The organism is Acinetobacter sp. AHP123 (assembly GCF_023757925.1).
GTDB lineage: Bacteria > Pseudomonadota > Gammaproteobacteria > Pseudomonadales > Moraxellaceae > Acinetobacter > Acinetobacter oleivorans.
In genome coordinates, this window is sequence record NZ_CP092454.1 from 2795229 (window position 1) to 2819394 (window position 24166).

General features: G+C 35.2%; 24 protein-coding genes, 1 other RNA gene and 1 pseudogene. 11 read left to right on the top strand and 15 right to left on the bottom strand.

What is annotated here, in order from left to right; translation table 11 throughout:
- Together fabZ and lpxA are read left to right on the top strand one after the other, a co-directional pair.
- Window positions 1–486 (top strand): 3-hydroxyacyl-ACP dehydratase FabZ, encoded by a 486-nt coding sequence (fabZ, locus tag MJX77_RS13310; protein ID WP_003652176.1) that lies wholly within the window; start codon window positions 1–3, stop codon window positions 484–486.
- On the top strand, window positions 483–1271 hold the full coding sequence (gene lpxA / locus MJX77_RS13315; protein ID WP_003652175.1) for an acyl-ACP--UDP-N-acetylglucosamine O-acyltransferase: 789 nt from the start codon (window positions 483–485) through the stop codon (window positions 1269–1271). The genes fabZ and lpxA overlap by 4 nt, the downstream gene beginning before the upstream one ends.
- 62 nt (window positions 1272–1333) lie before the next feature.
- Here the strand turns inward: lpxA and MJX77_RS13320 are convergent, their stop codons facing one another.
- Entirely contained in the window at window positions 1334–2197 is an 864-nt protein-coding gene (locus MJX77_RS13320; protein WP_107880831.1) for a YbgF trimerization domain-containing protein, read from the bottom strand.
- Between the two features lie 313 nt (window positions 2198–2510).
- On the opposite strand from MJX77_RS13320, the gene ffs reads away from it, so the two are divergent.
- Window positions 2511–2607, top strand: an RNA gene (gene ffs, locus MJX77_RS13325) — signal recognition particle sRNA small type.
- 14 nt (window positions 2608–2621) lie between these two features.
- On the opposite strand, the gene MJX77_RS13330 is transcribed toward ffs, so the two are convergent.
- From MJX77_RS13330 to MJX77_RS13345, 4 genes are all read right to left on the bottom strand, one after another.
- Window positions 2622–3104: a regulatory protein RecX gene (locus tag MJX77_RS13330; RefSeq protein ID WP_252059328.1), complete on the bottom strand. Its 483-nt coding sequence runs from the start codon at window positions 3102–3104 to the stop codon at window positions 2622–2624.
- A gap of 59 nt (window positions 3105–3163) precedes the next feature.
- Complete coding sequence (gene recA, locus MJX77_RS13335; protein WP_004791877.1) at window positions 3164–4210, bottom strand: recombinase RecA; 1047 nt, start codon at window positions 4208–4210, stop codon at window positions 3164–3166.
- A 145-nt stretch (window positions 4211–4355) separates the two neighbouring features.
- The gene (locus tag MJX77_RS13340; protein ID WP_005306259.1) at window positions 4356–4784 is read right to left on the bottom strand and encodes an RNA-binding S4 domain-containing protein; all 429 of its coding nucleotides are present in this window, start codon (window positions 4782–4784) and stop codon (window positions 4356–4358) included.
- Window positions 4768–5454 carry an HAD-IA family hydrolase gene (locus tag MJX77_RS13345; protein WP_252059329.1) on the bottom strand — a complete coding sequence of 229 codons (687 nt, stop codon included), beginning with the start codon at window positions 5452–5454 and terminating at the stop codon, window positions 4768–4770. Before MJX77_RS13345 ends, MJX77_RS13340 begins: the two co-directional genes overlap by 17 nt.
- Window positions 5455–5856: 402 nt before the next feature.
- Between MJX77_RS13345 and MJX77_RS13350 the strand changes: the two genes are divergently transcribed.
- Window positions 5857–6150, top strand: a complete 294-nt coding sequence (locus MJX77_RS13350) for a hypothetical protein (protein WP_004791883.1) — start codon at window positions 5857–5859, stop codon at window positions 6148–6150.
- Here the strand turns inward: MJX77_RS13350 and MJX77_RS13355 are convergent.
- Together MJX77_RS13355 and gigD are read right to left on the bottom strand one after the other, a co-directional pair.
- Window positions 6132–6671 carry a GNAT family N-acetyltransferase gene (locus tag MJX77_RS13355; RefSeq protein ID WP_252059330.1) on the bottom strand — a complete coding sequence of 180 codons (540 nt, stop codon included), beginning with the start codon at window positions 6669–6671 and terminating at the stop codon, window positions 6132–6134. The genes MJX77_RS13350 and MJX77_RS13355 overlap by 19 nt on opposite strands.
- Window positions 6672–6700: 29 nt before the next feature.
- Window positions 6701–7150 carry an Lrp/AsnC family transcriptional regulator GigD gene (gene gigD, locus MJX77_RS13360; RefSeq protein ID WP_252059331.1) on the bottom strand — a complete coding sequence of 150 codons (450 nt, stop codon included), beginning with the start codon at window positions 7148–7150 and terminating at the stop codon, window positions 6701–6703.
- A 147-nt stretch (window positions 7151–7297) separates the two neighbouring features.
- On the opposite strand from gigD, the gene kynU reads away from it, so the two are divergent.
- The 6 genes and pseudogenes from kynU to MJX77_RS13390 all read left to right on the top strand — a co-directional run.
- Window positions 7298–8548 (top strand): kynureninase, encoded by a 1251-nt coding sequence (gene kynU / locus MJX77_RS13365; protein WP_252059332.1) that lies wholly within the window; start codon window positions 7298–7300, stop codon window positions 8546–8548.
- Between the two features lie 40 nt (window positions 8549–8588).
- Window positions 8589–9995, top strand: a complete 1407-nt coding sequence (locus MJX77_RS13370; RefSeq protein WP_252059333.1) for an amino acid permease — start codon at window positions 8589–8591, stop codon at window positions 9993–9995.
- Between the two features lie 7 nt (window positions 9996–10002).
- Entirely contained in the window at window positions 10003–10749 is a 747-nt protein-coding gene (locus tag MJX77_RS13375; RefSeq protein WP_252059334.1) for an alpha/beta hydrolase, read from the top strand.
- A 565-nt stretch (window positions 10750–11314) separates the two neighbouring features.
- A complete protein-coding gene (locus tag MJX77_RS13380; protein ID WP_252059335.1) occupies window positions 11315–11599 on the top strand; it encodes a ubiquitination-like system serine protease family protein in 285 nt (94 codons plus the stop codon).
- Window positions 11600–11793: 194 nt separating this feature from the next.
- A complete protein-coding gene (locus MJX77_RS13385) occupies window positions 11794–11907 on the top strand; it encodes a hypothetical protein (RefSeq protein ID WP_225623321.1) in 114 nt (37 codons plus the stop codon).
- Between the two features lie 238 nt (window positions 11908–12145).
- Window positions 12146–12274: pseudogene (locus tag MJX77_RS13390) on the top strand (S8 family peptidase); the annotation flags it as partial.
- Between the two features lie 46 nt (window positions 12275–12320).
- Here MJX77_RS13390 and MJX77_RS13395 read toward each other — a convergent pair.
- Both MJX77_RS13395 and MJX77_RS13400 read right to left on the bottom strand, forming a co-directional pair.
- Window positions 12321–13775 (bottom strand): SulP family inorganic anion transporter, encoded by a 1455-nt coding sequence (locus MJX77_RS13395; RefSeq protein WP_252059336.1) that lies wholly within the window; start codon window positions 13773–13775, stop codon window positions 12321–12323.
- A 225-nt stretch (window positions 13776–14000) separates the two neighbouring features.
- Window positions 14001–14633, bottom strand: a complete 633-nt coding sequence (locus tag MJX77_RS13400; protein WP_252059337.1) for an SOS response-associated peptidase family protein — start codon at window positions 14631–14633, stop codon at window positions 14001–14003.
- A gap of 392 nt (window positions 14634–15025) precedes the next feature.
- On the opposite strand from MJX77_RS13400, the gene MJX77_RS13405 reads away from it, so the two are divergent.
- The gene (locus MJX77_RS13405) at window positions 15026–16465 is read left to right on the top strand and encodes a glucose/sorbosone family PQQ-dependent dehydrogenase (RefSeq protein WP_252059338.1); all 1440 of its coding nucleotides are present in this window, start codon (window positions 15026–15028) and stop codon (window positions 16463–16465) included.
- 56 nt (window positions 16466–16521) lie between these two features.
- On the opposite strand, the gene MJX77_RS13410 is transcribed toward MJX77_RS13405, so the two are convergent.
- From MJX77_RS13410 to pfkB, 6 genes are all read right to left on the bottom strand, one after another.
- On the bottom strand, window positions 16522–16965 hold the full coding sequence (locus MJX77_RS13410) for a universal stress protein (protein ID WP_252059339.1): 444 nt from the start codon (window positions 16963–16965) through the stop codon (window positions 16522–16524).
- Window positions 16966–17105: 140 nt separating this feature from the next.
- Window positions 17106–19202 (bottom strand): sensor domain-containing protein, encoded by a 2097-nt coding sequence (locus MJX77_RS13415; protein WP_013197624.1) that lies wholly within the window; start codon window positions 19200–19202, stop codon window positions 17106–17108.
- A gap of 601 nt (window positions 19203–19803) precedes the next feature.
- Entirely contained in the window at window positions 19804–20019 is a 216-nt protein-coding gene (locus tag MJX77_RS13420) for a hypothetical protein (protein ID WP_003652142.1), read from the bottom strand.
- Window positions 20020–20199: 180 nt separating this feature from the next.
- Window positions 20200–20664, bottom strand: coding sequence for a MarR family winged helix-turn-helix transcriptional regulator (locus tag MJX77_RS13425; protein ID WP_004791909.1), 465 nt, complete (start codon window positions 20662–20664; stop codon window positions 20200–20202).
- Window positions 20665–21512: 848 nt separating this feature from the next.
- Window positions 21513–23231, bottom strand: coding sequence for a fructose-specific PTS transporter subunit EIIC (locus MJX77_RS13430; protein ID WP_252059340.1), 1719 nt, complete (start codon window positions 23229–23231; stop codon window positions 21513–21515).
- Window positions 23218–24165, bottom strand: a complete 948-nt coding sequence (gene pfkB / locus MJX77_RS13435) for a 1-phosphofructokinase (RefSeq protein ID WP_252059341.1) — start codon at window positions 24163–24165, stop codon at window positions 23218–23220. The genes MJX77_RS13430 and pfkB overlap by 14 nt, the downstream gene beginning before the upstream one ends.
- Window position 24166 lies beyond the last annotated feature (1 nt).

The following is a 24166-nucleotide window of genomic DNA, read 5'->3' on the forward strand; positions in this document are numbered from 1 at the left end:
ATGACCGAGTCAACTACACCTAAATTTGCCATCCCTGAATTACCAATGCAGATTCAAACGATTCGTCAATATTTGCCGCATCGTTATCCTTTCTTATTGGTTGATCGTGTGACTGAAGTTACTGACAATAGTATTGTTGGTTATAAAAATGTTTCTATCAATGAAGAGTTCCTACAAGGACATTTCCCAGAATATCCAATTATGCCTGGTGTTCTAATTGTTGAAGCATTAGCTCAAGTTTCAGGTGTTCTAGGGTTTATTATGAACAATGAAACGCCAAAACCTGGTTCTTTATTCCTTTTTGCTGGTGCGGAAAGAGTTAGATTTAAAAAACAAGTAGTTGCTGGTGACCAACTTGTATTAAAATCTGAATTAGTAATGCAAAAACGCGGTATCTACAAATATAATTGTACGGCTACCGTGGATGGTATTGTAGCAACAACCGCTGAAATTATGATTTCACACCAAAAAACAGAGCAGGCATGAGCAATCACGACTTAATTCATTCTACGGCCATTATTGATCCATCTGCAGTGATTGCTCCAGATGTCCAGATAGGACCATATTGCGTTATCGGTCCAAATGTGACGATTGGTGCGGGTACTAAACTTCATTCTCATGTAGTAGTGGGTGGTTTTACCAAAATTGGTCAAAATAATGAGATTTTCCAGTTCGCAAGTGTTGGTGAGGTTTGCCAAGATTTGAAATATCAAGGTGAAGAAACTTGGTTAGAGATTGGTGATCATAATTTAATTCGTGAACATTGCAGTTTACATAGAGGAACTGTGCAAGATAATGCTTTAACTAAAATAGGAAGTCATAACCTATTGATGGTTAATACACATATTGCACATGATTGTATTGTCGGTGATCACAATATCTTCGCGAATAACGTTGGGGTTGCTGGGCACGTACACATAGGTGATCACATCATTATTGGTGGTAATTCTGGCATTCATCAATTCTGTAAAATTGATTCTTACAGTATGGTGGGTGGAGCATCACTAATTTTAAAAGATGTGCCAGCTTACGTTATGGCTTCTGGTAATCCAGCTCATGCATTCGGTATTAATATCGAAGGAATGCGTAGAAAGGGTTGGTCTAAGAATACAATTCAAGGTCTCAGAGAGGCTTATAAATTAATTTTTAAATCAGGTCTTACTTCTGTTCAAGCTGTTGAGCAGATTAAAAATGATATTCTTCCGAATGTTCCTGAAGCTCAATTACTAATTGACTCTGTTGAACAGTCAGAACGTGGTATTGTGCGTTAAGAAAATATATTAAAAAAAAAAGACACTGCAAAATGCAGTGTCTTTTTTTTTTCTTAAAATTATTATTTATTAAAAAATTTGGCTTCTTCAGATTTTGGATACTGACTTAAAATTTTAGTTTTATATTGGTTTGCTGAAGCTGTATTTTTATCGACATCTTTAGCAATGCTATAGAGCTGATAAAGGGCGCGAGGAGCTTTGCTCGAATTTGGATATCGAGTTGCTACTACATTGTAGTTCTTTTTAGCTTCATTATAATTCACCGGATCAGTTGCTAAATTAAACTCAGCTAACCAAAAATATGCATTCCCTGTATAGACGCTATTAGGATGATTTTTGATAAAGTTCTGCATTGGAGCAATAGCTTTTTTTGCGCCACCTTGTTTATAGGCATCTAAAGCAACAGTGTAAGCTGCCTTTTCAAGCTCTATAGGGTTTGATTGGTTTTGTGAAGGTGGTTGTGAGGCTTCTGGTTGGGGGGGGGGAGTAGTGGATGGGGTGCTTGTTGGAGCAGCATTCACTACTTTATTTTCAACTGCAGGAGTTTCTGTGCTTGCCGTAGCAGGAGTATCACTGTTCGCTGGATTATCTGATTGTGCACTTTCAGGATCAACTTTCTGATTAAGGAGTTCTAGGCGTTGATCAAGGTCTGTGTAGCGATTAGATAGATCTTTTTTCAATTGTTCAATATCATTTGATTGTTCTTCTAATTGCCCACGCAGGGTACGTATATCATTTTCTAATTGTTGATTTTTTTGCATTAATTCCCAGTTTAAATTACTAGGTACCGAAACATTATTGGAAGAAGTATTAGTTGCGCTACCACCGCTTTGGCTTAAACCGCGAGACTCAATTGGAATGTTGGCATAGAGAGAGGTAGTGCTCATTAAGGCAATAAATAAGAAAGAATGCTTCATTAATCGCATGAGTATAGGTCCATAATTTTATGTAAAAGCCAACTTAAAAAAGGAATATATAAACTATTCACTTAACTATCTAAGATTTTAATTGGTCAATGCAATTAAAACAGCTAACAATATAAATGCAAGAATAGTTTACAATCTTCAAGCATATTTTATCCAAAATTAGATACAAGAAAGAATATAGGGGAGAGAAGTATAGGAATTTCAGGCTTTTTGCTGATGAATTAATCAATTGAAACATAAACTTGCTTAAAACTGTGAAGAAGGCTTGCAACTATTTTAAAAATCTCTATACTCTGTTTTGCAATGGTAGCCCCGCTGGTGGCTTCGCAATTGTACTCTGTGAACCCCGCCAGGACCGGAAGGTAGCAACGGTAGCAGATCTATGATGTGCCGAAGTTTTGCTAGTGGGGCTGCCACCATTCTTTTAATCCACTCTCCGTTGGATTGCCTTCATAATTACATCTAAATCAAATCCTCTATATTGTAAAAACCTCATCTGTTTTGCTTTAAGTTTAGGATCTTTTTCTACTTCTTCACCGAATTTCTTCACTTTCAGTTGATAAGCCTGTTCTACCCAATCAATATTATAAATTTCATCAGCAATTAAATCATTTTCGATTTGTTTTGTTTTTAAAGCTTGCTTAATACGTTTTGGACCTTTGCCTTTACGAATCTGGCTAGCTAATGTTAATTCGGCAACGCGTTGATCACTTTGATAGTTTTGTTCAGATAATTCTTCAACAAGTCGCTTAACTTCTTCAGGATTTTGTGCATAACGAGTTAATTTTTCAGTAAGCTCTGCTTTGGAGTAATCTCGACGAGTCAATAAAGCAAAAGCATAAGAGCGTAAACGTTGACCTGTAAGCAAAGCTCTTTGTTGAGACTGTTCTTCAGTTCTTTTGAACATAGTATTAGGGTTCCCTTGTAAAAAAACGCCCCGAAGGGCGTTTTAAGGCTCATGACTAATTAAGATTCTAGTAGAAGATCAACTTCTTCTTCATCTTCAACTTGAGCAGTATTAGTACCAGTTGTTAATAACTGTTCACGGATGTTACGTTCAATTTCCCCAGCCATTTGAGGGTTTTCTTCAAAGTGGCGAATAACATTGTTCTTACCTTGACCAATTTTATTACCTTGATATGAATACCAAGCGCCTGCTTTTTGTACGATATCTTGTTGTACAGCTAAATCTACAAGTTCGCCTAACTGGTTTGTGCCTTTACCATATAGGATTTGGAAAATAGCCTCTCTGAAAGGAGGAGCCATTTTGTTTTTAACCACTTTAACTCGGGTTTCAGAGCCGACGATTTCATCGCCTTCTTTTACTTGGCCAATACGGCGGATATCTAAACGTACAGAAGCGTAGAACTTCAATGCGTTACCACCAGTTGTAGTTTCTGGACTACCAAACATTACCCCAATCTTCATACGGATCTGGTTAATGAAGATAACCATACAGTTTGAACGTTTAGCATTACCTGTAATTTTACGAAGTGCCTGACTCATTAGACGAGCTTGTAAGCCCATATGAGAGTCACCCATCTCACCTTCAATTTCTGCTTTAGGAGTAAGTGCAGCGACTGAGTCGACAACGATTAAGTCAATTGCACCAGAACGGACTAGCATATCTGCAATTTCGAGTGCTTGTTCACCGTTATCAGGTTGCGATACAAGCAGGTTATCAATGTCTACACCAAGCTTACGTGCATATTGTGGATCTAATGCGTGCTCTGCATCGATAAAGGCACAAGTACCACCAGTTTTTTGACATTGTGCAATTGCTTGTAGAGTCATTGTGGTTTTACCAGAAGATTCTGGACCATAAATCTCTACAATACGACCTTTTGGTAAACCGCCAATCCCCAATGCAATATCTAAAGTCAAAGAGCCTGTAGATACAGCTTCAACAGCTTGAACAGTGTTGTCACCGAGACGCATCACCGTATTTTTGCCAAATTGTTTCTCAATTTGACTTAGCGCGGCTTGTAATGCTTTGCTTTTATTCTCATCCATCTCAAAAACCTCAATACTCTATGTTCATCACGTTTAACCCAAGTGGATGCATTGAATCTCAACTTGTTTCACTAGGGTAATAGTGACAGATTTTTTCTATAGCTTCTATGTGTTGTATGTGTGTGTGCGACACAACTCGACGTTTTTATTCATCACCGTATGACCAATTTTGATCATTCTCCTGTTTAAACCGAATAATTTGACGACGATCCTTTTTACCCGGTCTATGGTCAGGTCGAGCTAGATTATGCAATTTTCGTTGGGATGCAATCAACTCCCGTCTAGCAATACTTACTTCGGTTTCTTCATAAAGTTGCTGTGCGATTGGAGCTGGACCACGTGTGTTCGAAAGAGCTTTTATCACAACAGTTTTCTTATCAAACCCTTGCTGAATAACAAGTTCCATTCCAACTCGAATTTCTTTGGAAACTTTTACACGCTCATTATTGTGATGTACTTTACCTCCTTCAATCGCTCCTTTAGCAATTGAACGAGTTTTAAAAAAACGAGCAACCCATAACCATTTGTCGACACGCATGGTCTCTACAGCATCGTTTTCAGGCAATTTTGACATCATTATCCTTTCTATCAATTTCATTCAATATAGACAGCAATTCTGTAAGTCGATCTAGTGCTTTAAATTCTAAATCTTGATGCTGTTTTATATCCTTTAGACTTGAGGGCTGCAAGATAGTAAACAAGTGTTGAATACCAAATTTTTCTGCTGTCTTTAATACGGGGGCCGTATCATCAATAAAAATCGTTTCATCTGGATTGAATGGATGTAATCTTTGGAGTTCTTGCCAAAAATTAATATCTTCTTTGGCATAACCCACTTGTTCGCTTGATATGATGACATCGAAGAAATGTTCAATCGCAATATTATCGAGTTTTAAGCGTAAGCTCGCGCGGTCAGCATTTGTAACTAACCAACACGTGTATCCTTGTTCTTTAAGTTGTTGCAAAAGCTCAATACAGCCAGAACGAACTTGGATCTTAGATTGAAATTCTTGTTGTAATTTGAGTACATCAACGCCTACAGTTTTAGTCCAATAGGTTGATGAATACCAAACAAGCGTATGGCGATGTGATTGATAAAATTGATATAGCTTTTCTTTGCTCTCGAAGAGGGGAAGTTGATGTGTTTTTGCATGCCGTTCAGGAAGACATTCATTCCATATGAAATCATCAAAAGCGAGATCTAAGAGTGTTCCGTCCATGTCAAACATTATGATTTTAGACATTTTTTTAAAGATCTCCAAAATCATTTAAATCAAAATTTTTAAAACACATCTACCATATAACCTTTTAAAATCATAAATTAAATAAACTTATAAATACTCAAACTAATTTAAAGCTCCATCCAATAATTTTCTAAAATTTACATGGCTTCATAGGATGGATAGGGAGAGATCAATGGTTTGAAATTATAACGTGGAATTTTATAAAACAAAAAATAATAATGAAGCAGTTTTAGTAGAAAATTCCTCCCTTAAATTAAAAATATTTAAAATTTATTTTGGGTTTTTAGCTCTTAAGATTAAGTTTGCTTACATAGGATACGTATTGACAAACATTTTATAAATTGAAGGATACTTATTTAAAGTTATATTTAAAATTATTCTTATAACAATTTAGAGAAAGCAATGAAAATTGGATTTATTGGTGGAACCAATGACGGTATCGTAATCAATGCTGCCGATGGCCTTGATACTTATAAACTTGAGTGGCACTACAAAGCAGAAAAACATTGTGAGTCACAACTTACCTTGGGGCTGAATGGACCTGAGTATGATTATTACAATTTATTAATTCTAAGAAAAAATAAAGAGGCTAAACTTTTCTATGTGCTTACCACTATGGAAAAAGAAGAAATAGCAGATAAACTTAATGAATATTGGGAATGTTCAACCTCCGTCGGCTATGATTTTGATGAGTAAACATTCGTGATTTCATATAGCACATGTTCTCTTAATTCGTGATGAAGAGGAACTTTAGGATGTTCGAAGTTTTTAACTTTTTGCATTCCAAGTTTTTTCATGACAGCTTGAGAGGGTGTATTAATCGTAGCGGTAAATGAAACGATTTTATCTAAATTCAGTATATTAAAACCATAATCTAAAACTGCTTTTGCTCCTTCTGTTGCATAACCTTGTTTCCAAAATTCTTTTGCAAGTCGCCACCCAATTTCCACACATGGAGAGAAGTCAAATTGTTCAGGTTGGTTGTGTAGACCAATAAACCCGATAAATTGATGGGTTTCTTTTAATTCTACTGCCCAAAAGCCCCAACCTTTTTCATGGATGAGAGATGAAATTTTTTGGATTAAATTAAGGCTTTCTTGGGGTGTTAAAAGATTTGGGAAAAATTGCATAACATCTTGATCTAAGCCCATTGTTATAAATGGCTCAAAATCACTTTCATTCCACTGTCTTAAAATTAAACGCTTTGTTTCGATCATGAGGTGACTCTTTAATTAAAAATGAGGGGTCAAAGTGGTTTTTGCACAATCTTCTGTAAAATGATCTTGGAATTGATGCTCACTACACCTTTTATTTTATTTAAGGTGTTAATGACGAAATGAGAAAAAGAACTCAAATCTTTGGTCGCAACGTGTAAAACATAATTAGATTCGCCAGTAATAATATATGCATTAATGACTTCATCAAAATTTTTGATCTTACTTAAAAAGAAGTTGTGATCATTTTCTGTTAGCTGGGCAAGTTTTATTTCGACAATTGCCTCAATTTTTATGCCTAGTTTTTCATAATTAACTTTCGCTTGATATTTTTCAATTACACCATTGCTTTCTAGAATTTTAACTCGCCGATGACAAGCTGAAGCCGAAAGGTTAACGAGATCGGCCAGTTCTTGGTTACTTAACCGAGCATTATCTTGTAAATACTTCAGGATTTTTAGGTCGATTGCATCTACATTCATTTTCGAATTTCATCCATGTTTTTTAATTTTAATTCGAATTTTATACGAAAATAGCAAATTTTAATCAAATATTATCGAATAAATCGAAAGAATTGGCGTGATAAAATTCAAATACAAAGGAAATGTTGAAAATAGGTGAAATAACAAATGATTACTCGCGAACAATGCCTCTATTGGGATCAGGAAGATGAACTCAAAAAGTTTAAAGATGAATTTGCACTGCCAGAAAATGTCATTTATTTAGATGGTAATTCTTTAGGTGCAAGACCAAAGAAATCATTAGAGGTTGCTCAGCATATTATTTCAAAAGAGTGGGGCGAGGACCTCATTAATAGTTGGAATAAAGCAGATTGGTGGGGGTTACCGACTAGGCTCGGAGATAAAGTCGCGCAGCTTATTGGTGCCGAAAAAGGGGAAGTAGTTATTTCAGACTCAACTACTCTAAATTTATTTAAAGTTTTATCAGCAGCGGTAAAAATTCAAGCCGAAAAATTTCCGGAACGTAAAATTATTGTTGCAGAAAAAGATGCTTTCCCAACTGATATTTATATTATTGAAGGCTTTATAGACTTGATTAATCAAGGTTATCAAGTTGAGTTAATTGATGGGGCCGATGATTTATCTCGTGTTTTGGCAAAAGATGTGGCTGTCGTTGTTCTTTCTCATGTGAATTATCGGACTGGATATTTCTATGATATGGAATCTATTAATCAACAAATTCATGATAAAGATGCTTTGATTATTTGGGATTTATGTCACTCGGTTGGTGCGGTGCCTATGGATCTTAATCAGAGTAATAGTGATTTTGCGATTGGGTGTACTTATAAATATTTAAATGGCGGCCCAGGTTCTCCAGCATTGTTATGGGTAAATCAAAAGCATCTTGATCAGTTCTGGCAACCTTTATCAGGCTGGTGGGGGCACAAAAAACCATTTGATATGGCTCAGCACTATGAACCAGCTAACAGTATTCGTCGTTATTTGTGTGGAACACAACCTATCATTTCGATGAGTCTAATCGAATGTGGTATCGATATTTTCTTACAAGCTGATATGCAACAAATACGCGAGAAATCCCTCAAATTAACTGATTTGTTTATTCAACTTGTTCAACAAGAATGTTCTCAGTTTGGTTTCGAGCTGATTACACCTTTAAACCATAAATATCGCGGCAGTCATGTCAGTTATAGACATGACTTTGGTTATGAAATTATTCAGGCGCTTATTGCTCGTGGTGTGATTGGGGATTATCGAGAGCCGGAAGTATTACGTTTTGGAATTACACCTCTATATTTAGGTTTCGAAGATATTTGGAATGCCGTACAGCAACTTAAGCAGATTATGTTGAATAGTGAATGGAAAAATGAGCGTTATCTGGTGCGCAGCGAAGTGACCTGATCGTTAAAGATTAATATCAGAAGAATGGCTAGGAGGGCCTATGAGCAGTTTTGATGAAATACAAAATCGAGAAGCGGGTTTACATAAGAAATTATCCGCAAAACAGATGGGAATGATTGCAATTGGAGGAGCGATTGGTACAGGGCTGTTCATGGGAAGCAAGTTTGCAATTAGCTTTGCTGGGCCAGCTGTCATCGTGAGCTATGCCATTGGTGGCTTAATCGCATTTGCTATTATGGCTTGTTTGGCTGAGATGACAGTTCAGCATCCTACGTCAGGCTCATTTGGAGCATATGCTGAGCATTATGTAAGTCCTCTTGCTGGGTTTTTAGTCCGTTATTGCTATTGGGCATGTATTGTATTAGCGGTCGGTACAGAAATTACAGCAGTAGCTGACTATATGAAATTATGGTTTCCAGATGTAGGCTCTTGGGTCTGGATCGCTTTTTTCTCGCTGACTTTGCTTGTGGTTAATGCATATAGTGTTAAAGCTTTTGGTTTGGTTGAATATTGGTTTTCGACAATAAAAGTCTTTGCAATTATTGTATTTATTCTTTTAGCAATTGGCATTCTGACCCAAAGTCATGGAGGAACAGAACAGGTTCTCTCTAATTTAACCGAGCATGGTGGCTTTTTTCCTCATGGTTTTAGTGGGGTCTGGATTGGGGTAATCATTTCAATATTTAGTTATTTAAGTATTGAAATGATCGCTGTTGCGGCTGGTGAGGCTAAAGATCCGGAAAGAGCCGTTAAGAAAGCGTTTAAAAGTACTGCAATTCGCTTAATCTTATTTTATTTACTGTCTTTATTTCTCATTGTGGCGCTTGTTCCTTGGACAACTTTAATTGGGGCCGATGCGACCAGCCCTTTTGTGATGGTAATGAAAATTGTAGGCATTCCATATGCAGACAGCATTTTAAATTTTATTGTAATTGTCGCGGCCTTATCCGCCATGAATAGTATGTTGTATATCTCGACACGTATGCTATTTAGTTTGTCACGCGCAGGTGATGCACCGAAACTGTTTGGTCGTATTAGTCATAATGGCGTACCAATTAACGCGTTGCTATTGTCAGCAGTGGGTATTGGTATAGCAAGTATTGTTTATACGATTAACCCAGCTTCTGCTTTTCCGATCATGATTGCTTTATCTATGTTTGGTGCATTGTTCACTTGGGGCAGTATTTTCATTACCCATATGTTTTTTAGACGGAAAATGGCACAACAAGGCCAGCAATTAAAGTTTAAGGTTCCAGCAAGCCAGTTAATTTCACTGTTGGGGTTAATCGCAATTTTAAGTATCACAGTCACCACATGGTTTACCAATGAGTTTAAGTCAACTTTACAATTTGGAGTTCCATTAGTTGTTGTGCTTACTGTTTTCTATTATTTAAAACGATCATCAGCCAAGCTTGCTTTAAATGCTCATGAAGAATCGTTGAAGTGAGAGACCTATGAGACTCTATGACAATGCTAGAACTGTGGCTAATGAACATGAGCTATTGGCAGAATTTCAAAGAAGCAGCTTGGCGGCCTATCAACAATGCACTCATATTGCAGATATCCAATATGGTTTGCACCCAAGGTCAACCTTAGATTTATTCCCATTAGAGCAAGCCCAAAAGACTATTATTTTTATTCATGGCGGCTATTGGCAATGGTGTGATAAATCAGATTTTGGATTCATCGTACCGTATGTTCTAGCAAAAGGAGCCCAGTGTGTTCTTTTAGAATATGATCTAGCCCCACAAAGCAAAATTTCAGATATTGCTTCTCAAGTTAATCAAGCTCTCGATTTTATTCGAGAGCAAGACTGGAGAACCGATGAGGTGGTTTTGGTTGGGCATTCAGCAGGGGCGCATCTGGCTGCTTTTTCATTAGGTCATCCACTCATATCTGAGATGGTGTTGTTAAGTGGAATTTATGACTTAAGACCTATACAAAGCATTCATTTAAATCATGCTCTCAATCTTTCAAGCGAAGATATCTTAAAATATAGTCCTATTTATCACAGTGATCGAATTACTATTCCATGTTCAATTTTCTGTGGTGAACTTGAGCTCGAAGAGTTGAAATGGCAAAGCCAAAATTATTTTGATATTAAAAAAGAGCAAGATCAGGATTTTGTTTCTTTTAAGATTATTCCTAAAATTAATCATTACTCTATTTTGGAACACTATTTTAAGTTGATATTAGTTTAAGCAGTCGAATTACAATATATGCAATGTGATTGTATGATTAATTAATTTTATAAAATAGAAAGATAAAGTGTGAGGTGAATCACATCTTAACCTGTTTTTTTATAGAAATTATTTATTGTTGTTGACCTAACAGTGGAACTTAATTAGATTAAAAAGATAGTGCTTTCTCACTAGACAATAAATTGTTTAGCTGTTGTTTAGTTGAGTTTTTAAGTCCGTAGCTTCCCAAGATGCGGACTTTTTTATTTGACTTTTAAAAACAATAAGATAAATGGTGATATAGCTATAATATCTATCCAAAGATTAATATGAATGAAGAAGATAGACCTGTCATAAATAAGAAATAAACTAGGATTTTTTTCATGATTTAACTAGAATTATCATTTAATAAGTAGATTAATTAAAATATAAGCTGACTAATCATTCATGAATTTGTCATATAGGCTTGATAAATTATAAGAAAATAAAAGCTATAAAGAATAATTAAATAATATATATAGCATTTGAAAGTAATTAATTTAGTCGGCTCTCATGAGTTGGTTTTTTTATTTATAAAGGAGCCTTTATGAAAGTACAATATTTTGAAGGTGGCATGTATAAACATATGTGTCCAGGTTGCGGGTATCTTCATTATATTCCTGTCCATTATCCTTTTTCTAATGGTAACCAATGGACTTTTAATAATAATTTGAAAAAACCAACTTTTGATAAGCTTATAATTATGTATGGGCATTGTAATTACTTTATTAAAGGTGGATTTATTGAATATAGTGCTAACTGTAGACATCATTTAGCAGGATGTACGGTTGAGTTGCCAGAACTAAAATTAAAAAATGATAGGTTTTATTAATTTTACTTTTTGTCATATATATTTAATATCATTTAAAAGTTTATAGAATCGGTAAGTAATAGAAACTTGAGTAATATATCTTTACATATTTAATACTGAATATGTATAGTTAAAGAAATTGTAAATTTATTTTGGTTGAAGCTAGGATTGAAATTTGCAAAAATTTATATAACTCAACGTTTTATATTTTATTTATGGATATCTGGAAATTTTTAAGAAGTTTTAACACCATTGGAACATACCTCATTATTTCTACATTTATATTGTTTTTAATGATTATATATTTTTACATTATACATCCCAGCTAATCTAAATTATCAATAAAGCAAAATAATCTTCGATTTTTTAATTTATTTGAATTGGTTCTCACTTTTAATGGAAAAAGATAGCAGTATTGTATAGTCCCAAGTTTTATGAAAATATGACTTGGTTATAATACATGGAGAATATAATAAAAATTCCTTTCTAAAAAATTTAACCTCTAAATATAAAGACTGTACTGATCATAGCAACGATGCCTGAAGTAAAAAAATGGAGATTTTTTATGAAATGTTGCAAAGTACACCTACTGCAACACCTCAGACAATCTCAACTAATCTTTTAAATCAAGCAAGTAATAATGTGGTAAAAAATCCTTCTGGTAGCCCAAATCGATTGTTATATAAATCACCTTAATAAGAAGTATGTCTTGAAATTGGAAAAGGTCCCGAAGGACCTTTTTTTAGATTTTTGCATGAGTACCATATTTATCAATCATGATTGAACTGGCTTCATTTAAACCGCGAACCGTTACCTGAATACCGTTCTTTTGAAATTTATTTACTACTGAATCTAGCATAGCAACTGAAGTCACATCCCAAATATGAGAGTGGGTAAGATCAATAATGACTTCTTTAATTTCTTCTTTAAAGTTAAAACGTTGCATAAATTTTTCAGATGAACTAAAAAATATTTGACCTCTTAATTCATATAGACGAGCTTGATTCTCGAATGAAGTTTCTATACGAATATCATTTTCAAGTTTATTAGCTAAGAAAAGTGCTGAAAGTAATACACCCGTTAACACACCTAGCGCTAAGTTATGAGTAGCAACCACTACAATAACGGTAGCGATCATAACGACATTACTACTTTTAGGATTATTTTTAAATTGAGTGAGAGAGTTCCACTCAAAAGTACTGATTGATACCATAATCATGACCGCAACTAGAGCAGCCATAGGAATTACCTTTAACCAATCACTTAAGAATACAACTAAAATAAGTAAGAATATGCCCGCGCAGAAAGTGGATAAACGAGTGCGACCACCCGATTTTACATTAATCATTGATTGACCAATCATGGCACAACCAGCCATGCCGCCCATGAAACCTGAAGCAATATTTGCGATACCTTGACCTTTACATTCTTGAAATTTATCACTAGATGTATCTGTCATTTCATCAACGATTGTTGCAGTCATCATTGATTCAAGTAAGCCAACCGCGGCAAGGGCTAACGAGTATGGAAGAATAATAAGGAGGGTTTCTAAATTTAACGGAATATTCGGAATTAGAAATATAGGTAACGTATCTGGTAATGATCCCATATCACCCACTGTTCGAACGTCAAAACCTAAAAAAATAGCGAGTAATGTGACCACTACAATACAAATAAGAGGTGAGGGAAAGAACTTCCCAATTTTTGGAATATAGGGGAATAGATAAATAATTCCTAAGCCGATTGCTACTAATAAGTAGACATGCCACGTCACATTTACCAATTCTGGTAATTGAGCCATAAAGATAAGTATGGCGAGAGCATTCACGAATCCAATAACCACCGATTTAGAAACAAAACGCATGAGTTTGGCGAGTTTGAAATATCCTGCCAAAATCTGTATGACGCCAGTTAATACTGTTGCTGCAAATAGGTATTGAAGCCCATGGTCCTTTACGAGCGTTGTCATAACCAAAGCCATTGCGCCTGTAGCCGCCGAAATCATAGCGGGACGACCGCCTACGAAAGAAATAATAACGGCAATACAAAAGGATGCATATAAACCGACTTTGGGATCTACACCCGCAATAATTGAAAATGCAATTGCTTCTGGAATTAAAGCAAGACCCACAACAAGACCAGAAAGAATATCTGCGCGGACATTAGAGAACCATTGTTCTCGGACATTCGATAACATGAGAAATAGCCTAAGTTCTAAATTTTGAAAGGCTAGTGATGTGATATACCAACACAAGCGACTACACCACATCACTAAACAGTGATGAGTTATTTACAATGAATAAGGGTAAATAAACTTAAGGTGGCGTAAGTGTCATAGGTATAGAGAGTTTGAGGCATCTAAAAGTGCCCGAAGAATAGCATAAGTTTTTAAGGCTGACTAACCTAAGTCGACTAAACCAATTTAATCATAATTCTTCATTTCAGCTTTCGGCATTGAGGTAAATTCATTCGCAGGCATATCTAAGAAAAAATCTTTTGCTTCAGAATGAGTGCAGTTGAGCCAATCATTTCTAAGATCATCTGGTATTACAATAACTGAGCGTTTTTCATCATCTGGTTTATGAAATTGTTTCATAAAAGGGTGATGATCAGCATTGATTGTTAATAGCGACATTGATCTAACTTTCTGTTCATCAATAAGTGTTTCCTCAAAGATCGCAGCCAGTGTAAAAGGTTGCTCATCTTGCCGGGAAATACCATACCAATGCGCTTTTCCATTGATATATTTAGGTTCATAAATGGCTTCAACAGGAATAAGCGCAAATTGGTCATTTAACCAAGCATGTTTAAAAGAGCGCTTTTGTTGTACTGTCTCTGTTCTGGCATTATACGTTGCATATTTGAATGAAATTTCTTTGGCATAAGGGAGAAGCATTCCAAATTTAGCTTTTCTCCACTCAAGCTCATTTTCATTCGATAAAATGAGTGGGCAATCATCACTTGGAAAAATATCCATCTTATATTCAAAAGTGGGTTCAAATAAGTCTAATTGATTGGCATGTGTTTTCTTAATAGGTTTAAGGTTTGCACACATAAGACACCTTCGTTGTAAAAATAGCTCTCAATTACAGCTTCTAACTTTTAATCTTTAGTGATGTATATTTTTATAATTAGAATTGTCTCTTTGAGTATTAATTTTTAACTATCAATTACTTCGTTAATAAATATTTATTTAACTCATGGGCATTTCAAAAAAGTTCAGATATATAATGAATAGAATAGATAAATCGTATAGTTAAGTTGCTCATCTTAAAGAGAGTTTATTCAGTTTTAATAGCTACTTTTATGCAACAGAGCCTTTCAGAAATTTAGATTTTAATAGGTTCGTTATTCATCATAATACAAATCATATAGAGAACTCGTACAAAGCCTTTATTAGAGGTTTAAAAATTCTCGGAAAATTTTGACAATTTATAAGGTGGACACATGAATAAACATTTATTGGCTAAAATTGCTTTATTAGGCGCTGCTCAGATAGTTACACTCTCAGCATTTGCTGATGTTCCTCTAACTCCATCTCAATTTGCTAAAGCGAAATCGGAAAACTTTGACAAGAAAGTTATTCTATCTAATTTAAATAAGCCACATGCTTTGTTGTGGGGACCTGATAATCAAATTTGGTTAACAGAGCGCGCAACAGGTAAGATTCTAAGAGTGAATCCGGAGTCGGGCAGTGTAAAAACAGTTTTTCAGGTGCCTGAGATTGTAAATGATGCTGATGGACAAAATGGTTTGTTAGGCTTTGCTTTCCATCCTGATTTTAAAAATAATCCTTATATCTATATTTCAGGTACATTTAAAAATCCGAAATCTACAGATAAAGAACTACCGAATCAAACAATTATTCGTCGATATACCTATAACAAGTCAACTGATACGCTTGAGAAGCCAGTCGATTTATTAGCAGGATTACCTTCATCGAAAGACCATCAATCAGGTCGTCTTGTCATTGGTCCAGACCAAAAGATTTACTATACGATTGGTGACCAAGGGCGTAACCAGCTTGCTTATTTATTCTTGCCAAATCAGGCACAGCATACGCCGACTCGACAAGAGTTGAATGGCAAAGACTATCACACCTACATGGGTAAAGTACTACGCTTAAATCTAGATGGAAGTATTCCAAAAGATAATCCAAGTTTTAACGGGGTGGTTAGCCATATTTATACGCTCGGACACCGTAATCCACAGGGCTTAGCATTTACTCCAAATGGTAAATTGTTGCAATCTGAACAAGGTCCAAACTCTGACGATGAAATTAACCTCATAGTTAAAGGTGGTAACTATGGTTGGCCAAATGTAGCGGGTTACAAAGATGACAGTGGTTATGCCTATGCAAATTATTCGGCAGCAACTAATAAGTCACAAATTAAAGATTTAGGGCAAAACGGAGTAAAAGTAGCTGCAGGTGTACCTGTGACGAAAGAATCTGAATGGACTGGTAAAAACTTTGTACCGCCGTTAAAAACTTTATATACCGTGCAGGATACCTACAACTATAATGACCCAACGTGTGGGGATATGACCTACATTTGCTGGCCAACCGTTGCGCCGTCATCTGCTTATGTCTATAAGGGCGGCAAAAAAGCAATTGCTGGTTGGGAAAATACGTTGTTGGTTCCATCTTTAAAACGCGGTGTTATTTTCCGTATTAAGTTAGATCCAACGTATAGTGCGACTTATGATGATGCGGTACCAATGTTTAAAAGCAACAACCGTTATCGTGACGTGATTGCAAGTCCAGATGGGAATGTTTTATACGTGTTGACTGATACAGCCGGAAATGTCCAAAAAGATGATGGCTCTGTAACGAACACATTAGAAAACCCTGGGTCTCTGATTAAATTTACATATAAAGCTCAGTAACACAGGCCATTAAAAAACCGATCTACATAAGATCGGTTTTTTTAGCTTAATAAAAATTATTCAGTTACGACTAATACCGGTAAATGAATTTCTCCTAAAAGAGCTTTAGTCACACTTCCTAAGAAGAACTTTTTAAACCCTTTTCGACCATGAGAACCAATCACCAATAGGTCTGCTTTGAGTTCAGTAGCGGCTTTAATAATTTCTGTGTGAATTGTTTGACCTTCAACAATTTTTGTTTCAACAGAAATTCCATGTTGGCTAAATTGTTCTTTCGCTTGGTCTAAAATACCCTGAATAGATGCTCTAGCTTTATTAAAGTAATCCTGTGCTAATTCTGTACTATCAATGAATTCTACAGAAATAAAAGGATCTATAGTAAGCGCATATACTAGAGTCACTTTACTACCAAAGGCCTTAGCAAGTGCTGCTGCATGATTGACAGCAATGAGTGAAGTAGGAGAACCATCGACTGGAACCAAGATATGGTGATAACTCATATATTGCTCCTTATTGTCCTGTGACAATGTATGGTGCCAAAACACCGATTTATTATCTTTATGCTTATATTATGAACAATTTTTGAAAGATTATTGTTTATTTTTAGTATGGAGAAAGATGAGAGATTTTATTATAAATTTTATCTTAAAGCATGATAATGACTTTCTAAGTAGGGTTGATTCTGCTTAAGTATTGAAATGACTTGATTGGCATCTATAGCAGATTCAAATAAGAATCCTTGGCCTATACTATATCCAAATTGTCGAAGCAGTTCTTCTTGTTCAGGGGTTTCAATACCTTCTGCAATAAGCCCCAGTGATAAATTCGGAGCGAGTAACCCAATTGCTTGAACAATCGCATAAATTGATGGGTCATGCTGCATCTTTTGTATAAAACTACAGTCTACTTTTAAACTATCAATTGGATAGTCACGAATATGGGTAAGTGATGAAAAACCTGTACCAAAGTCATCTAGAGCAATATGTACGCCATGTTGTTTTAATTTATTAAGTGCACGGATCACATACTCTGAACCTCGATCGCCCAACATATGTTCAGTGACTTCTACTTCAATATAATGTGTTGGAATTTGAAATTGATTGATCTTTTTCAAAAGCCGTTCAGCATAGTTGTCTCTTAAAAACTCAACAGGAGCAGCATTGAGTGAAACAGGAAGGGGTTTAATACCAAGATCTATCCATTTTGCGATGTCCCGTAAAACTTGATGTTGCATCGTTTCACCGATTTTACTCGCTAAATTATAATCTTTAAAAGCTTCTGCAATTTGAGAAGGATAACCTCTTTGAGCGGAAGTTGTATGCCATCGTAATAGAGCTTCAAAACCTACAACACGATGAGTTTTTAAATCTACTTTAGGTTGATAGTAGGGCTGAATAGTATGATGACGAATAAGCTGACGTGCTAAATTAAGCTGAGAAGCGACTGTTTCGGTCATTTGCATCATGCATGGGTCATACATGCGAATACCACCACGACCACGTGCTTTTAAATCATGCAATGCCATATCTGCACAACTGAGTAAACCTGATTGGTCGACGGCATCTTGAGGATAAATCGCACAGCCAATACTCATACCACCATTTAGAACATTGCCTAGATAGGTAATAGGTTGATTTAGCTGCTGAAGTAAGATTGCGGCTAAGTCACGCACATCACTTTCAGATTTAAGGTTATTAATAATAACCGCAAACTCATCTCCACCCAGTCTTGCGACAAAGCATCTTTCATCATCAACACAATGACTAAAACGTTTGGATAAAACTTTTAAAAGATGATCGCCTGCGCTATGCCCTAATGTGTCATTAATATGCTTAAAATGATCAAGGTCAATTAATAGTAGACCCACACTTGTTTGGCTGTCTTTTGAATATGCAAGAGTGCGTTTAAGTTGAAATTTAAATGAACGCCGATTACATAATCCGGTCAGCTCATCTCTTTCACTCATATTTCTAAGTTGATTTTCTGTCAGATGCTGTTGAGTGACGTTACGGGATACACACAGTATTTGTATGATTTCACCATTTTCCCGATGAATCGGGGTCAACATATTATCCCAATATTCGGGGTCCTGATCTGGTAAACAACTCATTCCAGCGAATCTGGCAACTTTGCCTTGAAGGGCTTTTTTTAAAGCGACACGTCCACGTTTACGAATATGAGGTGGCAATAGCTCAAGCCATTTCATTCCAAATTTTGTTTCATCAACAGGAACACCTAAAGCGAGGCATCCTGATTTATTCATATGAGAAACGGTGCCGTCTACATTCAATACTTTAATGCAATCTACACTGATGTCTAACATTTGATTTTGTATTTCAATATTCTTTTGCAAGTTTTGTTGCTCTTGAATATCGTGATCAATATCTAAAAAGCTGACATACCATTCACTCGCTAGTGAAGAGCCGCGATATTTAGATGCTTGAATGGAAAGTTTGCACCACCTATATTGATTGCCACTTTGTAAAAGTCGGCATTTTAATTCTATTCTTTTTTGCAGGCGAATTGCTTCGAGCCATCTATTTTTGACTTCGTCTAAATCGACAGGAGATATAAAATCTAACCATTGTTGAGGTAATGGAGAAAAAGTATCCTGCCAATATTCTGTACACTCTACATTGCAATATAATATCAAGCCATTTTCATCACTGACCCAAGTCGGTAGTGGAATCTGCTCAACAATAAAATGCTTTTGGGTGTTGTTCGACATTGAAGTCATAACATGCCTAGAAAGATTGTATGGGCGGGTAATCTAATTATTAGTCGTTATTGTAATCTTTCTGTAGTAATCAAAACAGTAATAAATAAATTTCAATTGTCTTTTTTTTGAACTAAAATTGAGATCTTAAATAAATTATATACTTAATATTTAATTTATGTTTTTGTTATTTATTAATTTTTATCTGTCTTAAGTTAAAAAAAGATTTATGCTTATTTTTGTAAAAAACTTATTAAAACAGAAGCTTATATTTGTCTCTGCAGAACTATCTTAATAAAAGCCATGAAAATAAATTATAAAAATGAGAAGGATTAAATTGCGAGAATTAAAATCTTAATAAGCCAAAATTTAACCATGATATATAAAGACGAAGAGGTTTTTAAAAGTCTGAATAAATACAATAACCACCATTAAGTTTACAAAAGTAATATAAAATAAAGGCTTATATTATCGTAAAATTCTTTTCATCAAGAAGGATATATATTTCCTTTTTGTGCATTTTATAGCCTACATTTTCCCCAAGATGTAGGTTTTTTTTATTCTTAATTTTTGACCTTATAATCTTTAAATATTAAAAATAAAAAAAAGCCAAATGGCTTTTTTATACAGTTTCAGGTTTTTTCAACTCTTGTTGAATATAAAGATTCATATAATATTGTTCAATATAATCATCAGCATAGTTGTTTGCTAAGGTTTTTGTTGCCACTTGTTCATGTTTTAAATAGCAGTTTGATTCAAGGTCTTTTTCAAGTACCCACCATTGACGGTTAATACGACGCACTTGAAACTTGTCACTTTTGTATTTTCTTTTAGCCATTTTAAAAAATTTGCTATGCAGTTGTTGAAAGAGAATTTCTACTGGAGTTAAGGACTCAAGTCAACAGATGACAAGTTAATTGCTTATTTTATGTGAAGTGTTGTTTCTATCAATACCCAGACAAGAGCTTAAAATAGAAAAGCTCTCCTAAGAGAGCTTAATAAGATATCTATGCTATTTTTAACGAGAAAGATTCTTTAAAAGTAATTTTAAACTTTCCATCATTTTTTCTAATTGCAAAGGGGTGATACCTTCGAAAGATTGTTCGAGTACTACGCTGGTTAGATCATTAATCTTATTGATCATTTCAGTACCTTTGTCTGTAAGTACTACGCGGGTGATTCGACCATCGGTCTGACAAGAATAAGTTTCTACTAAACCTTCATCTTTTAAACGGTAAACAATTTTAGTGGTCGTCGACATTTTTGAAATAATCATATCTGAAAGTTCAGAAACACTCGCATGGGGCTTACTACTTAAAGCCAACATAATGCGTCGACGTGAGTTATCTAAACCATATTTTTTTAAAGCATTATCAATGTTTTGTACATACTGAGCATGTACTTGAGTAATCCAATAATATGGAAAATCTTCAAGAGTAAAAGATTCTGTTGTAGGTAAAAAACGCGCATACTTCTTTGTCATTGACTTTTCCCCATACCTTGGTGGATCGCATTTCTGGTGAACTATCTTTAATAGTTGAAAAATATAGTTTCATCAAGCAAGTTATATCAGGACTTTACTTGGTGAGCAAAATTTATATAGCTAAATTTAACAATGACATGGTTTAAAGGACCTTGTCTTGATAAGTTTCTCTATACTTTGCATAAACTAAAAATACTCTTCTTCTATAGTCAAAGTTTGTTGAAAGTTAAAGTGACTTGATGAGTCATAGTCATTAATTCCTTAAAATCTTTGAACAGATATACAAGATTGCATCTAGGCTTGCTTGATCGTTAATTGAACGATATTTGCTTACAAGCGCATCGTAGAAAAAAAATTATGATTTGAACGTGGCATTGAACGAGATAGTTTTTGTCTCTAAAGTCATAATTATGAAAAATCAAGATATTTAAATAATAAATATTTATAAATATCAACACCTTATTTTGTTATGTGGTTTGTGAAATTTACCATACATTTAACATGAATCATCTATTATTAAGTGAAATAAATTTGATTTATTTATTAAATTATTGATTGTTATATATAAAATTAAATAGCTGGTGGAATGATTAACCATATATTTTTAGCTTTTTTGTCTATAAATTATATTTTTAAGAGTTTTTAATCATACTGCATGCTACTCATCTTCTAAATTTCAGATAGGTTCACTTTAACAATAAAGTTAGAAGAGGAAGTGCTAGCACAGCTTCTAGCAACAGTTATTCAGATTAAATTATGCGAGTAGCGTAAAGCGGGTAATTGAAGAATTTTATTTGTTGAAGCATATGAAGTGTAAAAAAGGGAGAATTTATATTCTCCCTTTTTAATTATGCAGTAGTCACAATTTTTTCTTCTATTTTTTTCTTAACAATCGCATAGCTTATGCCTGTAACAATACTACCTGCTGCAATGGCAGCAAGATATAACCAAGCATGGTTAATTGCATTTGGAATTAAAAGAACAAATACGCCGCCGTGAGGAGTAACTAATTCGCAATGGAATAATGCAACAAGTGCTCCAGTTACAGCACCACCTAAAATGCAAGTTGGAATAACACGCATTGGGTCTTTAGCCGCAAAGGGAATAGCACCTTCTGAAATAAAACATAAACCTAATACGAAAGCAGCTTTTCCGGCATCTTTCTCTCCTGTACTAAATTTATTTTTAGCAATGAAAGTCGCAATAGCCATGCCAATTGCAGGGACCATACCACCCGCCATTGTTGCTGCCATTGGCATATAGGTATTTGTTGTCAACAATCCGACAGTAAAAGCGTAGGCTGCCTTATTGATTGGACCGCCTAAATCGATACACATCATGCTGGCTAATATAATTCCCATTAACACAGCATTTGTTGTACCCATGTTATTTAAGAAGTCTTTCATTAGCTCGAAAATATGTGCTACAGGTTGTCCAACCACGTAGAACATAATCAGACCGACAAATAATGTACCTAATAATGGAATAATTAAAATCGGTTTAAGTGCCTCTAAACTTGTAGGAAGTTTAAGTTTTTTAGCAATAAATAGTGCGATATAACCTGCAAGAAAACCTGAAACAATACCGCCTAAAAAACCTGCTTGTAGTTGAGAGGCGAGTAACCCTCCAATTAGACCAGGTGCAAGACCAGGGCGATCAGCAATTGAGTAGGCAATATAACCCGATAACATCGGGACCATAAGCATAAATGCGGCAGCACCAATTTGTTTTAATATGGCGGGTAAGCTACCTGCTTGTTCAGCAGCATTTAGACCAAAGCATAAGGAGAGAGCAATTAACAGACCTCCAGCCACCACCATAGGCAACATAAAAGAAACACCAGTTAAGAGATGTTTATATACGCCAACTTTTTCGGTTTTATCTTTATTTTCTGTCGATGCTTGTTGCTTACCTTGTTCTAAAACTTGTGCATTGCTGATTGCTTCAGCAAAGGCTTTATCTGTTTGCTTTAGAGCAAAGCCAGTACCACACCGATAAACACGCTTACCTACAAAACGGTCTGTGTTAACTTCAATGTCAGTGGCAAGAATCACAATGTCCGCTTCAGCAATAGCTTGAGCTGATAAAATATTTTTTGCACCAACAGAACCTTGTGTTTCTATTTCAATCTCATACCCAAGCTTTTCTGCACCTTGTTGTAAAGCTTCAGCAGCCATAAAAGTATGTGCAACACCTGTAGGACACGCAGTGATTGCTACAAACTTTTTAGTAGTAGTTACTGCCAAGCTATTATCACTTAGCCAATCTTGAGCTGGCTTAAAGTGATCTAAGGCAGTTTGGAAAGCTGTGTGAGCATCATTTTTTATCTCTTCAATGCTAATGAAAGATAATGGATGCGTACCAAAACTATTAAGATCTTTCGGGCGTTGTCCAACAACAATGACTTGGTCAAAGTTTTCACTTATTTCGAATTCATCAAGCGAAATAATGTTATTTGGATAACCCTGTTGGGATGCGACTTGCGCAAGTTTCCGAGCTAAAATCAAAGCATTGACTTGCTGTTGCGGACTATTAATGACAAATAATAAATGTTTAGCAGTTAGCATCAGATTCACTCAATGAATTGATTGTAGTTTGGGCTTTTAACTGGTTTAGCGTTTCAGCATTAGGAATACGAAAGCCAATTTGTGTGACAGCATGGCTTGCGATTGCGGTAGCAGTTTTTAATGTTTCTTCATCAGAGAAGCCATTTATTAAGCCATGAATCATACCTGCTAAAAGAGAGTCACCTGCACCAACAGTACTTTTAACTACTACTTTAGGGGCTTTGGCATGAAGTGGGTGAGTGTCGTGTAGCCAGTTTACACCGTCTTCACCCATCGAAATAACGACATGTTCAATTTTAGCTAAGTTTTCAAAAAGCTTTTTTTGTTCAGCATAAGTCGCGGCAGGAAGCTGATAACTTTCTACTAACTCATCTGTATTTGGTTTAATCATCCATGGTTGACATTCAATTGCAGCGACCAATGCTTTACCACTTGTATCAAGTGCAACTTTTTTCCCTTGCTGTTGAATGAGCTTAATAAGTTGCTGTAATTCATCAACACTAAAACCTTGTGGAAGGCTCCCGGCAATTGCAACTACATCTATCTGTGGCAAAATCATTTCGATTTTTTGAAAGAGGTTCTTTTTATCTTGTTCAGAAACTAAGAAACCTTTTCCATTTAAATCGGTCATACGCCCAGAATGTTCAGCAATTTTTATATTTTGACGAGTCTCGCCTTCAATATAAATAAACTCAGATTGGAGTTGAGCCTCTTTAAAATGATCATCAAAAATTTGTTTGTTCGTTGTTCCTAGAAAGCCAGAAACTATAATTTCATGCCCCAAATCTTTTAAAACTTGTGCAATATTTAATCCTTTACCTGCTGCATGTATTTCTACAGATTCTTGGCGATTTACCTCGCCAACCTGTAACTCATTGAGTTGTATCGTTACATCAATTGCAGGATTTAAAGTAATTGTTAAAACTTTAGCCATT

Coding starts and splice junctions, on each gene's coding strand:
- fabZ (WP_003652176.1), top strand. CDS start 1: ATGACCGAGTCAACTACACCTAAATTTGCCATCCCTGAATTACCAATG.
- lpxA (WP_003652175.1), top strand. CDS start 483: ATGAGCAATCACGACTTAATTCATTCTACGGCCATTATTGATCCATCT.
- MJX77_RS13320 (WP_107880831.1), bottom strand. CDS start 2,197: ATGCGATTAATGAAGCATTCTTTCTTATTTATTGCCTTAATGAGCACT.
- MJX77_RS13330 (WP_252059328.1), bottom strand. CDS start 3,104: ATGTTCAAAAGAACTGAAGAACAGTCTCAACAAAGAGCTTTGCTTACA.
- recA (WP_004791877.1), bottom strand. CDS start 4,210: ATGGATGAGAATAAAAGCAAAGCATTACAAGCCGCGCTAAGTCAAATT.
- MJX77_RS13340 (WP_005306259.1), bottom strand. CDS start 4,784: ATGTCAAAATTGCCTGAAAACGATGCTGTAGAGACCATGCGTGTCGAC.
- MJX77_RS13345 (WP_252059329.1), bottom strand. CDS start 5,454: ATGTCTAAAATCATAATGTTTGACATGGACGGAACACTCTTAGATCTC.
- MJX77_RS13350 (WP_004791883.1), top strand. CDS start 5,857: ATGAAAATTGGATTTATTGGTGGAACCAATGACGGTATCGTAATCAAT.
- MJX77_RS13355 (WP_252059330.1), bottom strand. CDS start 6,671: ATGATCGAAACAAAGCGTTTAATTTTAAGACAGTGGAATGAAAGTGAT.
- gigD (WP_252059331.1), bottom strand. CDS start 7,150: ATGAATGTAGATGCAATCGACCTAAAAATCCTGAAGTATTTACAAGAT.
- kynU (WP_252059332.1), top strand. CDS start 7,298: ATGATTACTCGCGAACAATGCCTCTATTGGGATCAGGAAGATGAACTC.
- MJX77_RS13370 (WP_252059333.1), top strand. CDS start 8,589: ATGAGCAGTTTTGATGAAATACAAAATCGAGAAGCGGGTTTACATAAG.
- MJX77_RS13375 (WP_252059334.1), top strand. CDS start 10,003: ATGAGACTCTATGACAATGCTAGAACTGTGGCTAATGAACATGAGCTA.
- MJX77_RS13380 (WP_252059335.1), top strand. CDS start 11,315: ATGAAAGTACAATATTTTGAAGGTGGCATGTATAAACATATGTGTCCA.
- MJX77_RS13385 (WP_225623321.1), top strand. CDS start 11,794: ATGGATATCTGGAAATTTTTAAGAAGTTTTAACACCATTGGAACATAC.
- MJX77_RS13395 (WP_252059336.1), bottom strand. CDS start 13,775: ATGTTATCGAATGTCCGAGAACAATGGTTCTCTAATGTCCGCGCAGAT.
- MJX77_RS13400 (WP_252059337.1), bottom strand. CDS start 14,633: ATGTGTGCAAACCTTAAACCTATTAAGAAAACACATGCCAATCAATTA.
- MJX77_RS13405 (WP_252059338.1), top strand. CDS start 15,026: ATGAATAAACATTTATTGGCTAAAATTGCTTTATTAGGCGCTGCTCAG.
- MJX77_RS13410 (WP_252059339.1), bottom strand. CDS start 16,965: ATGAGTTATCACCATATCTTGGTTCCAGTCGATGGTTCTCCTACTTCA.
- MJX77_RS13415 (WP_013197624.1), bottom strand. CDS start 19,202: ATGACTTCAATGTCGAACAACACCCAAAAGCATTTTATTGTTGAGCAG.
- MJX77_RS13420 (WP_003652142.1), bottom strand. CDS start 20,019: ATGGCTAAAAGAAAATACAAAAGTGACAAGTTTCAAGTGCGTCGTATT.
- MJX77_RS13425 (WP_004791909.1), bottom strand. CDS start 20,664: ATGACAAAGAAGTATGCGCGTTTTTTACCTACAACAGAATCTTTTACT.
- MJX77_RS13430 (WP_252059340.1), bottom strand. CDS start 23,231: ATGCTAACTGCTAAACATTTATTATTTGTCATTAATAGTCCGCAACAG.
- pfkB (WP_252059341.1), bottom strand. CDS start 24,165: ATGGCTAAAGTTTTAACAATTACTTTAAATCCTGCAATTGATGTAACG.